Annotated in this window: 11 protein-coding genes; 2 read left to right on the forward strand and 9 right to left on the reverse strand. The window is 71.7% G+C overall.

Annotated elements, in window-relative coordinates; all coding sequences use genetic code 11:
* Nucleotides 1–28: 28 nt before the first annotated feature.
* The 4 genes from ABT367_RS38210 to ABT367_RS38225 all read right to left on the reverse strand — a co-directional run bounded on the left by ABT367_RS38210 (nucleotide 29) and on the right by ABT367_RS38225 (nucleotide 5,445).
* On the reverse strand, nucleotides 29–3,232 hold the full coding sequence (locus tag ABT367_RS38210) for an ABC transporter permease (RefSeq protein WP_352258177.1): 3,204 nt from the start codon (nucleotides 3,230–3,232) through the stop codon (nucleotides 29–31).
* Between the two features lie 323 nt (nucleotides 3,233–3,555).
* Nucleotides 3,556–4,326, reverse strand: a complete 771-nt coding sequence (locus tag ABT367_RS38215) for a DUF3710 domain-containing protein (protein ID WP_352258179.1) — start codon at nucleotides 4,324–4,326, stop codon at nucleotides 3,556–3,558.
* Nucleotide 4,327: 1 nt separating this feature from the next.
* A complete protein-coding gene (gene dut, locus ABT367_RS38220) occupies nucleotides 4,328–4,864 on the reverse strand; it encodes a dUTP diphosphatase (RefSeq protein WP_352258180.1) in 537 nt (178 codons plus the stop codon).
* The gene (locus tag ABT367_RS38225; RefSeq protein ID WP_352258182.1) at nucleotides 4,861–5,445 is read right to left on the reverse strand and encodes a PaaI family thioesterase; all 585 of its coding nucleotides are present in this window, start codon (nucleotides 5,443–5,445) and stop codon (nucleotides 4,861–4,863) included. Before ABT367_RS38225 ends, dut begins: the two co-directional genes overlap by 4 nt.
* Before the next feature lie 57 nt (nucleotides 5,446–5,502).
* Between ABT367_RS38225 and ABT367_RS38230 the strand changes: the two genes are divergently transcribed.
* Complete coding sequence (locus ABT367_RS38230; RefSeq protein WP_352258184.1) at nucleotides 5,503–5,949, forward strand: DUF3093 domain-containing protein; 447 nt, start codon at nucleotides 5,503–5,505, stop codon at nucleotides 5,947–5,949.
* Nucleotides 5,950–6,005: 56 nt separating this feature from the next.
* On the opposite strand, the gene ABT367_RS38235 is transcribed toward ABT367_RS38230, so the two are convergent.
* The 4 genes from ABT367_RS38235 to ABT367_RS38250 all read right to left on the reverse strand — a co-directional run bounded on the left by ABT367_RS38235 (nucleotide 6,006) and on the right by ABT367_RS38250 (nucleotide 9,588).
* A complete protein-coding gene (locus ABT367_RS38235) occupies nucleotides 6,006–6,974 on the reverse strand; it encodes a hypothetical protein (RefSeq protein ID WP_352258186.1) in 969 nt (322 codons plus the stop codon).
* 14 nt (nucleotides 6,975–6,988) lie between these two features.
* Entirely contained in the window at nucleotides 6,989–7,285 is a 297-nt protein-coding gene (locus ABT367_RS38240) for a DUF4193 domain-containing protein (protein WP_165335758.1), read from the reverse strand.
* Between the two features lie 394 nt (nucleotides 7,286–7,679).
* Nucleotides 7,680–8,927 carry a sensor histidine kinase gene (locus tag ABT367_RS38245; protein WP_352258188.1) on the reverse strand — a complete coding sequence of 416 codons (1,248 nt, stop codon included), beginning with the start codon at nucleotides 8,925–8,927 and terminating at the stop codon, nucleotides 7,680–7,682.
* A 7-nt stretch (nucleotides 8,928–8,934) separates the two neighbouring features.
* The gene (locus ABT367_RS38250) at nucleotides 8,935–9,588 is read right to left on the reverse strand and encodes a response regulator transcription factor (protein WP_352258190.1); all 654 of its coding nucleotides are present in this window, start codon (nucleotides 9,586–9,588) and stop codon (nucleotides 8,935–8,937) included.
* A gap of 452 nt (nucleotides 9,589–10,040) precedes the next feature.
* On the opposite strand from ABT367_RS38250, the gene ABT367_RS38255 reads away from it, so the two are divergent.
* Nucleotides 10,041–10,202: a hypothetical protein gene (locus ABT367_RS38255; protein ID WP_165335760.1), complete on the forward strand. Its 162-nt coding sequence runs from the start codon at nucleotides 10,041–10,043 to the stop codon at nucleotides 10,200–10,202.
* A 77-nt stretch (nucleotides 10,203–10,279) separates the two neighbouring features.
* Here ABT367_RS38255 and ABT367_RS38260 read toward each other — a convergent pair whose 3' ends face one another.
* Nucleotides 10,280–11,095 carry an inositol monophosphatase family protein gene (locus tag ABT367_RS38260; protein WP_352258192.1) on the reverse strand — a complete coding sequence of 272 codons (816 nt, stop codon included), beginning with the start codon at nucleotides 11,093–11,095 and terminating at the stop codon, nucleotides 10,280–10,282.
* Nucleotides 11,096–11,255 lie beyond the last annotated feature (160 nt).

Below are 11,255 nucleotides of genomic sequence, written 5' to 3' on the forward strand. Positions count from 1 at the left end.
GAACCCGCCCCCCACACCCCAGCCCCCGTCATACGTCATCCCCCGCCCTCAACACCCGCGCCAGATCCACCCGTCCGAGATAGCGGGCGGCGAGCGTGACCACGCCGCAGATCAGCATGGTCGTGGCGCCCGCCGTGAGCAGGACGCGCCCCCAGGGCACCTCCGTGGCGAGCGCGGGGAACACCGGGCGCCCGCCGGCATCCACGGTCACCACCGGCATGATCAGCACGGCCAGTACGGCACCGAGAACGGTCCCGAGGACGGCCGCCACCGCGGCCAGGCCCAGCTGTTCCGTCCAGAGGTACGCGGCCAGTTGACGCTTGCGTACCCCGATCGCCCTGAGCAGGGCGAACTCCCGGCTCCTGGAACGCGCGGCAAGCGCCGTGTGCAGTGTGAACGCCACGACGGCGAACGGCGGCGCGAGCGCCAGGCACAGCGCGAGCGCGGCCTTGGCGCCGCGGCGCAGCGGATCCGCCGCCAACTCCGCGCGTGCGGTGGGCACATCGAGCGCCTTGCCGAGCCGTGGGGCCGCGCGCACCGCCCGGACCGCCGCCTGCGCGCCACCCTCGTCGGTACGGGCCCACCAGAAGCTCTCGGCCCCGGGCGCGCCACCGCTCAGCACCAACTGGGCGGTGAGCGCCCGGGAGTCGACGAGGAGCCGCGGCCGGTCCCTGTTGAGATCGCCCGGCACGGCTTCGATCGCGCCGATGATCTTCAGCCGGGCGCTCCCGCCTGCCGGCTGCCGCACGGTCACGGTGTCACCGACGTCGGCGATCCCGGAGGCGAGCATCCTGGCGTCGGCCAGCGCGGGCGCCGGCGGAGGCTTCGCCTCCGGTGCCTCGACAGCGAGCCTGATCGCCCGCACGGGGAAGGCGAGTTCGGTGTCGGGCCCCCGCAGGACCGCTTCGATCAGCAAGCCCGGTCGCTCGGGACTCGTGGAGCACAGCACCGGCCCCGGTGCGTCGCCGGGCCGGTCCCGCGGTTCGGCGTCGGGGCAGCCGGCCACCTCCAGGTCGGGTGCGGGCATGAACAGGTCACGCCAGCGCCCGGGTGCGACCAGCTCGTGCACCTCGTCCACCACGAGCCGGTAGGTGCGCCGCACCGTCTCGTCCGGCATGGCGAGCCCGAGCTGCACGAGCCGGGTGGCGCCGGCCGGCACGGGAAGCCGCACCTTCCGGGCCGTCGCGCTCTCCGTCAGCTCGACCTCTCCGGCGTGCACGCGGCCGTCGCCGCCCGCGAAGTACGCCGACAGCCGTACGGGGTCGGCCTTGCCGGGTCCGTCGGCGACAAGGCTTACCCGCAGGAAGAGTTCTTTCGGGGCGCCGATGAGGCGCAGTCCGTGTTCGGGGATGTCCGCACCCAGCCGCGCACGGTCCTCGGCGTCCAGGGAGGGGAGCGCGTCCGCCCCGGTGTGTACGGCGGTGACGCCCACCGACTCCTGTGCGACCGAGGCGTCCACCTCGATCACCGGCGTCACGGCCCGCACCCCCGGCAGCCCCTCGTACGCCGCCCTGCGTCGCTCCCCCGGGAGCCGGTCGGACGGATCGATCCGCAGGTCGGAACCGACCCGGAAGGCCGCCTGCTCCTGGTCCCCGCGCTCCAGGATCACCAGCGCGGTCGAGCTCAGCGAGGCGACGGCCAGCGCGAGCGTCACCACGAGCGCGGGTCCGGCGTGCCCGGCCGCGCGCCGCCCCAACTGCCAGCCGCCGAGCGGCAGTACGAAACCGGCGCCGCGCTGTGCGAGCGGGTCGAGCAGCCGGGCGGCGGGCGGCAGCAGACGCAAAACGAGCAGCGCGGCGGCGGCGGTCATCACCACGGGGGCGAGGACCAGGACCGGGTCGACCGTCGAGGTGCTGCTGACCGGCGAACGGTACTGGCGCAGCTGCAGCCAGCCGAGGACGGCGACGGCCGCGAGCACCACGTCCGCGCCAAGGCGTTGCGCCGCGGCGAACCGCGCGGGCCGCCACCGCAGGCGGCTCACGGCCCGCCGGTCGCGTACGGACCGTACGACGGGCACGAGTACGGCGACGCCGTGCACGAGGACCGCGAGCGCGGCGGCGGTCCAGCCGGCGGCGAGCAGCGCGGAGCCGGGCAGTTCGCCCTCCGCCAGGCCCGTGCGGCGCAGCAGCGCGAGCAGCGGCCCGGCGAGGAACGGCGCGGCGATCCCGGCGGGCACGGCGAGCACCGCCCATTGCGCCGCGGCTCCGGCGGCCAGACGCCACGTCCCAGCACCGCGCGCGGCGAGCAGTGCGAGCTCGGCCCGCTGGTGTGCGGCCAGTTGGCGTGCGGTGAGCATCAGGGCGGCGAGGGCCAGGGCGGCGAGCAGCGACGCGGGGATGTACAGACCGGCCCGCGATACGGCGATCGGGGTCTCGAGCCGGTCGAGGGCAGGCCCCAGCCGCGAGGCGAACTGGAGCTCACGGCCCTCGGGCGGCGCCTTTCCGCCGAACAGCGACAGCATGGGGTCGCTGCCGCGGAAGGCGGCGGCCCGCCCGCTCAGGCCGTCGATGTCGGAGAGCCGGAACCGCCCGGCGTCCGGCACGGCCAGCCACGACCGGACACTGTCGCCGGCGAGCTGCGGTGTCCCCGTGATGGTGGCCGGCGGGACGACCGCCAGGGTGTCGGTCCCGCCGAACATGCCGGTCAGGCTCCGCCACAGCGCGGCGGACTGCGGCCGTGGCCGGTAGACCCCGGTCACCTCGATGGGCAGCCGCTTGTCGCCCGTCATCTGTACGGCGAGGGTGTCGCCCGGCCGGACCCCGAGCTCCACGGCGAGCGGCTCCGGGAGCGCCGTCTCGGCGGTTCCGTCGGACCGCGGGCCGGGCAGTCTGCCGCTCACGAGCTCGGCGTGCTCGCGTACGGACTCGAGGGAGACGAGGGCCATCGTGACGTCGCCGCGTATCTGTCCTTCGGCATCGGCGACCGAGAGCTCCGTGGCCTGGTTCTTCGGCACGCGCCATGCGTCATAGGTGCGCTGCGGTACGTCCCCGTACGCCCGCGCCAGCGCTCCGCGGACCGCGGACCCGATCCGCTCGTCCGTCTGCTCGCTGCCGGGTGCGTAGGGCCCGCTCACCGAGACGACCGCGTCCTCGTCCGCCGCGAGCCACTGCCGCGCGGCCCCGAGGACGGCCTGCTCGGTCAGCGCCGCCAGGGCGGCCAGTACGGTCGCGGCAAGCAGCACGGCAAGTCCGGCCGCGCCGAGAACCAGGCCGTGATGCCGCCCTCGGCGCACCACGGCAGGCGTGCGCCCGCTCCCCCGCACTGATCACCCCCGTGTCGAGGGCACAGTATGGGCTGACGCCGGCGAGCCCCGCAATGGCCGTGCGGCGACTCCAACTCGCACACGCAAAGGGCCCGTTACCCACCCTTGCGGTGGAACGCCCTCTTCCGCCGCGAGCCGCCCCACTCAGGATCCACTGCGCCGGGCAGACCCCTGCCCACCCCGCCTCGGGTCCCCGCCTGATGGGCACGGACCGCCTACCGGCCCGCCCCCGCCCACGCGTGAGGGCCGCACCCTTCCTGGAAGGATGCGGCCCTCACGTAGAACGAAAATCCTCAGCGGACCTCGGTGATCTCCGGTCCGCGCTGCAGCTGGCCCATGCCCCCGGAGAAGCGGGACTCGGCCTGGGACTCCTCCTTGACGCCCTCGGGCACCATCTGGGCGTCCTCGGGCAGCTTCAGGACGATCGGGTCGCGCGGGGCCATCGGACCCTCGCCGCGCACCACGACGGTGTCGCGGAAGATCTGCTCGAGCAGCCCGGCGGCCTGCGGCTGCACCGCGCCCTGGCCGGAGATGACACCGCGCAGGAACCAGCGCGGCCCGTCCACGCCGATGAAGCGCACGACCTGGACACCGCCCGTGCCGTCCGGCAGCTGGACCGGGACCTGCGCGCGCAGCTCCCAGCCGAGCGGGCCCTCGACCTCGTCGATCACACCGCCCTGCTTGGTGATGCCGGAGGCGATCTCCTCGCGGACCTCGCCCCAGATGCCCTCCTTCTTGGGGGCGGCGAAGGCCTGCAGCTGAACCGCGCTGTCCTGGAGCACCACGGTGGCCGCGACGATGGCGTCACCGGCGACCTCGACGCGGAGCTCCATGCCCTCGACGCCGGGCACGAACAGACCGCCCAGGTCGACCCGGCCCTCGGCGGGCCTGCCGACCTCGGAGACATCCCACGGCCCGTCGGGGCGCGGGGCCGGCGGAAGGTTCACCCGTCCCGGTACGCCCTCCTCGTCGGCCGAGGCCTCTGACTGCGGGTCCAAGTCCTCGACCTGCTCGGTCTCGCCTGCCGCAGCCTCGGCCGCGTCCTTCTTACGACGTCCGAACACGTCACTGTCCTTCCCGGTCGGATACGACCGAAGCGTATCGATTCCCACCCTTGTCGGCGGCCGTACCGCCCGCGTCGCCGTCCACCGCGGCATGGCCGCCCGTGGACCCGAAGCCCCCCTCGGCCCGCGCCGATCCGGGAAGCTCCGCCACCTCGTGGAAGCGGACCTTCTCGACCTGCTGGACGACAAGTTGGGCGATCCGGTCGAAGCGCTCGAACCGCACGGTCTCGCGCGGATCGAGATTCACCACGATCACCTTGATCTCCCCACGGTACCCGGCATCCACGGTCCCCGGGGCATTCACCAGAGCCAGTCCGCAGCGGGCGGCGAGCCCCGAGCGCGGGTGCACGAAGGCCGCGTACCCATCGGGGAGCGCGATAGCCACACCGGTCGGCAGCACCGTCCGCTGCCCGGGGGCGAGTTCACAGGCTTCAGTCGTACGGAGGTCCGCACCGGCATCGCCCGGCATCGCGTACGCGGGCAGCGGGACCTCGGGGTCGATGCGCCGGATCTGCACGTCGAGGGGCGGGTTGCTCACGGGTTCACCTCGAAGGCACGTGCGCGCCGCCGCTGGTCGGGATCGCTCATCGCGGCGTTGATCTCCTCGGGCCGTCCGTTGTCGATGAAGTGGTCGACCTTCACCTCGATGAACAGCGCGTCGGCCCGCACCGCGATCTCGCCTTCGGGTCCGCCGATCCGCCCCACGGCCGTGGAGTAGATCTTGCGTCCGGCCACCGCGGTGACCTCGGCCTCCAGGTAGAGCACCGTGTCGACGGGCACCGGCCGTACGAAGTCGGTCTCGAGCCGTCCGGTGACCGCGATCGCGCGCAGCAGCCAGTTCAGCGAGCCGAGCGTCTCGTCGAGCGCCGTGGCGAGCACACCGCCGTGCGCGAGGCCCGGGGCGCCCTGGTGTTCCGGCTTGACGGTGAACTCGGCGGTGATCGCGACGCCTTCGGCGGCCCGCGCCTGCAGCTGCAGTCCGTGCGGCTGTGCGTCGCCGCATCCGAAGCAGTGCGCGTAGTGCGCACCGAGCAGTTCGCCGGGGGGCGGTGCGTCGGGGTGCCGCACCGGCGCCGTGGCGTCGTCCGGGGGCGTCAACGATGGTGTTCGTCCACTCACAGGCGGAGACCTTACCCGCGCAACCTCTCCTGTTGAGCACCGTGCCAAGCTTGACCCATGCAGCAAGCCACCGAAACGTACGACGAACGCCTCACCGCTCCCCGCTCCTGGTGGGTGATCGCCTTCTTTGTGGGCATCTCGTGCGCCTTGATGCTGCTGCCGCTCGGCACGCTCCCGATGCTCGGCGGTCTGATCGGCGGCGCGGCCCTCGCGTCGGTCCTGGTCAGCTCGTACGGCTCGGCCCGCGTCCGCGTCGTGGCCGGCTCCCTGGTGGCGGGCCAGGCCCGTATCCCGCTCACCGCACTCGGCACCCCGGAGATCCTCGACCCCGAGGAGGCCCGTGCCTGGCGCACCCACAAGTCGGATCCCCGCGCCTTCATGCTGCTGCGCAGCTACGTACCGAGGGCAGTACGCATCCCGGTCACGGATCCGGCCGACCCGACCCCTTACGTGTACGTGTCGACCCGTACGCCCGAGCGCCTGGTCGACGCCCTGACGCGCTAGCCCGGACGGGACTCCAGGGCCTGTCCGGATCCGGCAGGCCCCAGCCCTCGAGCTCTTTACCGTCCGAGCTCTTTGCGGTCGGTCCCCGCCAGCGGATTCAGCGGATCGAGCGGGTTCACGGGCCGCTCGAGGGGCGGCAACGCGTCCAGCGCGTCCCAGGGCACCTGATGCGCCCGCAGGTCCTTACGGACCTTCTCCGCCAGCTTCTTCGTGTCCCGGCGGTTCATCACCGCACCCACGGCGGCGCCGACCATGAACGGCATCAGGTTCGGCAGGTTCCGCACCATGCGCTTCATGATCTGCTGCCGCAGCTCGCGCTTCACCTGCCCGCCGAGCGCCGCGTTGATCGTCTGCGGCTTCTTCACATCGATACCGCGCTCCTCCGTCCAGGAGGTCAGATACGCGGTGGAGCGGGACTTGAGCGCACCGGGCGGCCGAAGCCCGTACACCTCGTGCAGTTCGGCGATGAGCTTCAGCTCGATCGCGGCCACGCCGGTGATCTCCGCGGCCATCTCGGCCGGCATCGCGGGCGGCACCGGCAGCATCGCCGCGACACCGACTCCCGCGCCGACGGTCGAGGCGGCGTTGGCCGCGCCGGCGACCAGTTTGTCGGCGAGCTGCTCGGGGCCGAGGCCCGGGAACTGCCGCCGCAGCGTGGCGAGATCACGTACTGGAACGCGCGGCGCGTTCTCGATGATCCGGTCGGCGAGATAGCCGATGCCGGCCTTGGCGCTCGCCTGGCCCTTGCGTACTCCCTGTTTGACCTTGTCGAGCCTGCGCGACGGAGCGACGGCGCTGGCGTCGCCGTCCGTCGTCGAGACCTCTGTGCCCGCTGTCACGGGCGCGACGGTGCCCGCTGCTACGGGCCCCTCCTTGGCTTCCGTGGGCTCGAGCGAGGCCGGGTGGCCCCGCTCGTCGTCACGTGCGCCTTCCGGCGGTGCGGACGTCTGCGAGCCGTCCGCCTTCCACTGCTTCGAATGCCGCAGCCGGAAAAGTCGCTTCCGGGGCGGGGTCGAGCCAGTCACGGCCGACCCACGCCTCAGTCGCAGTCGCGGCAGATGGGCTGGCCGTTCTTCTCGCGGGCCAGCTGGCTGCGGTGGTGGACCAGGAAGCAGCTCATGCAGGTGAACTCGTCCGCCTGCTTGGGCATGACCCGGACGGCCAGTTCCTCGTTCGAGAGGTCTGCGCCGGGCAGCTCCAGGCCTTCCGCGGCCTCGAACTCGTCGACGTCGACCGACGAGGTCGACTTGTCGTTGCGCCGGGCCTTCAGCTCTTCGATGCTGTCGGACTCGACGTCGTCATCGGTCTTACGTGGGGTGTCGTAATCCGTTGCCATGTCGCTCTCCCCCTCTGGGTGTCTGCGGTGTCTCCAGCGCACGTAACGCGTGAGAGGCCGGACTTGTGCCCGACCCGAGGCGGAGATTTTGCCTCACATCAAGGTCTGTTACTCAATCGACACCCAACCGCCCCTCCCAAGAGGTGATCGTTTGGATGGCGATGGGGACCGTACACGGTCCCTTTATTGCACTCCACGGGCGCCACCCCGTGTACTTCCCGTGATCAAGACCCCTGAAAACCCTGGATTTTCCGGGCTTTCCGACATCCATGGCGATCACGGAGAGTAGATGGCCGAAAATTCGCCCCTGTGATCGATTCCACACGGCCTCCTCGGGCTCAGGTCCCGAAAATTCCGCTAAAAGCGAACTTCGCGGCGGATCCGCGACAGCATCTCAGATCGGCAGGGTGACTCGCATCACGAGACCACCCCCCTCACGCGGCTCGGCGATGATACGGCCCCCGTGGGCCCGCGCCACCGACTGAACGATCGAGAGCCCCAGTCCGACACCCTTGTCGCTCCCGGTCCTCTCCGTGCGAAGACGCCGGAAGGGCTCGAAGAGGTTGTCCACCTCGTACGCCGGCACCACCGGTCCCGTATTGGACACCACGAGCACCGCCTGTCCGTGCACGGCTTCCGTGGTGACCTCCACCCAGCCGTCTTCGGGGACGTTGTACCGCACGGCGTTCTGGACGAGGTTCAGGGCGATGCGCTCCAGGAGCACACCGTTGCCCTGGACGACGGCGAGACCGCGCTCTCCGCGGATCTCGACGCCCTTCTCCTCGGCCTCGGGACGTACCTGGTCAAGGGCGCGCGAGGCGACCTCGGCCAGGTCCACGGGCTTGCGTTCGACGATCTGGTTGTCGCTGCGGGCGAGCAGCAGCAGGCCCTCCACCAGCTCCTCGCTGCGTTTGTTGGTGGACAGGAGCGTCTTGCCGAGCTGCTGGAGCTCGGCGGGCGCGCCGGGGTCCGACAGATGCACCTCGAGGAGCGTGCGGTTGATCGCCAGGGGCGTGCGCAGCTCGTGCGAGGCGTTGGCGACGAAGCGCTGCTGGGCCGTGAAGGCACGCTCCAGGCGGTCGAGCATCTCGTCGAACGTGTCCGAGAGCTCCTTCAACTCGTCGTCCGGACCGTCCAGTTCGATCCGCCGGGTGAGATCCGAGCCGGCCACCTGACGGGCGGTACGGGTGATCCGGCCGAGCGGCGACAGGACGCGTCCGGCCATCGCGTAGCCGAAGCCGAAGGCGATGACGCTGAGGCCGAGCAGGGCGAGCAGGGAGCGGCTGAGGAGGTCGTCGAGGGCTTTCTGGCGCTGGTGGTCGACGCAGACGCGGGCGGCTTCGTTGAAGGCGTCGACGCTGCTGAAGTCGCGGCCGCTGAGGGCGGGACAGGCGCTGGAGTCGATCGTCACATTGCCTTTGACGATGCGGAACGGCATCTCATTGCCCACGTGCACGGCCTGTGCCGCGAGCAAGTAGATGATCGAGAGCAGCAGGATCCCCGCGATCAGGAACATCCCGCCGTACAGCAGGGTGAGCCTTATGCGAATGGTCGGACGGAGCCACGGGAACGGCGGCTCGGTCTTGTGCGGGTCCCACGTCGGCTTGGGCGGCGCCGATGGAGGCGCCGGGGAGGCGGCCATGGAGGGATCAGATCCGGTAGCCGGAGCCGGGGACCGTGACGATCACCGGGGGCTCGCCGAGCTTGCGGCGCAGGGTCATGACGGTCACGCGGACCACGTTGGTGAACGGGTCGGTGTTCTCGTCCCAGGCCTTCTCCAGGAGCTGCTCGGCGGAGACCACCGCGCCCTCGGAGCGCAGCAGCACCTCCAGGACGGCGAACTCCTTGGGCGCGAGCTGGATCTCGGTGCCGTCGCGGAATACCTCCCGGCGGTTCGGGTCCAGCTTGATGCCGGCCCGCTCGAGGACGGGCGGCAGCGCGACGGTGGTGCGCCGGCCCAGGGCGCGTACGCGCGCGGTGAGCTCGGTGAACGCGAAGGGCTTGGGCAGATAGTCGTCGGCGCCCAGCTCCAGGCCCTCGACGCGGTCGCTGACGTCGCCGGACGCGGTGAGCATCAGGACGCGCGTGGGCATCCCGAGCTCGACGATCTTCCGGCAGACGTCGTCGCCGTGCACGACGGGCAGGTCACGGTCGAGTACGACGACGTCGTAGTCGTTGACGCCGATGCGCTCGAGGGCCGCGCCGCCGTCGTACACGACGTCCACGGCCATGGCCTCGCGGCGCAGTCCGGTGGCCACCGCATCGGCGAGCAGCTGCTCGTCCTCGACGACGAGTACGCGCACGTCGCTGTCCCTTCTGTGAGCCCGGAGAGCGGGCTGAATCCTGATGAGCCCGCTGGGCAGAGGGCCGCCTCACCGACCGTCCCGGCGCATGAGCGACAGGTTCCGGTCACATGGTGATGTCACCATCCTGCCCCTTTGGGCCGTAAACCGGCTGTAAGACGGCGGGTGAGGGCTTGGGAGCGGGGTATCCCGGGGTTTCCGGGGGCTCCTATTCGTCGCCCCCGGCGTACGGGAATCAACAGATCTCCCGGCAGGTTGAGGTTTCCGCGACAGGAACCCAGGGGAGGACGGCCTTACACCCGCGATCACTCTTTGCAAGTGGCACGCCACGAACCGTTTTTGTGGAGCGGCACCCGCACCGCATCCGCCGAGACGGCAAGAGACGTGATCGCCCCTTCCCGAGGGCACACCCCCGTGCCACCGACACTCGACCCACGACGAGGGGGCGCACCATGGACGCATTCACCGCAGGGCTGCTGCAGCGCATAAAGGCCACGGAGACGGACCTCACGCGGGCACGTGAGGACGGCGACGACTTCCTCGCGGAGGTGGAGCAGGCCGAGCTCGACGACCTGCACCGCCTCGCTGCCGAGCATGGGGTACAGGTGGCCTAGCGCCTGTTCGCTGTACCCGTTGCCATACGGAGGGGCCCGCCGCATCGGATGCGGCGGGCCCCTCCGGATGGCTCGGGTCAGTCGTGCCAAGCCCCCAACCGGTCCAGCTCCGCCTGGAGCGGCTCGAAGACGCCGGGGGTCGCCGCGACCGTCAGATCGTTCGACGGGCGCTCGCCGGGGCGGCCGCCGGTGAGGGCGCCCGCCTCGCGGGCGATCAGGTCGCCCGCCGCGAGGTCCCAGGGGTGCAGGCCGCGCTCGTAGTAGCCGTCGAGGCGTCCCGCGGCCACGTCGCACAGGTCGACCGCGGCCGAGCCGCCGCGCCGGATGTCGCGCAGGAGCGGGATCAGCTGCCCGGCGACCTCCGCCTGGTGGGCGCGGACCTTCCCGACGTAGTTGAAGCCCGTGGAGACCAGGGCCTGGTCCAGGGACGGCGCGGGACGGCAGGCCAGCCTGCGCTCACCGGCCCAGGCCCCGGTGGCCCAGGCTCCGTGCCCGCGCACCGCGTGGAACGTCTCGCCGCGCATCGGGACCGCGACGACTCCGACGACGGTCTCGCCGTCCTGCTCCGCGGCGATGGACACGGCCCAAGTGGGCAGCCCGTAGAGGTAGTTGACCGTGCCGTCGAGCGGGTCGACCACCCAGCGGACGCCGCTCGTACCCTCGGTCGAGGCGCCCTCCTCGCCGAGGACGCCGTCGTCCGGGCGGCGCTCGGCGATCAGGCCGGTGATCAGCTTCTCCGCCGCGATGTCCATCTCGGTGACGACGTCGATGGGACTCGACTTGGTCGCGGCGACCGCCAGATCGGCCGGACGGCCGTCCCGCAGCAGCGCTCCGGCGCGGCGGGCGGCCTCCTGGGCGAGGGGGAGAAGTTCCGCATGCAGGGAGTTGATCACTTGGTTCCTTACGCGTAGGGGCTGTCGGCGCCCGCGGCCGCCGGCTTCGGGGCGCGGGCCGGGCATCTCGACGTAACCGAGGTCGTTGCGCGGGTAGACCACCGGGTGGCCGACCGACTTCTTGTACGCGTACGCGGCGATCGTCGGAAGCTTCGCAAGA

The sequence above is a fragment of the Streptomyces mesophilus genome (genome assembly GCF_040300965.1).
GTDB lineage: Bacteria > Actinomycetota > Actinomycetes > Streptomycetales > Streptomycetaceae > Streptomyces > Streptomyces mesophilus_A.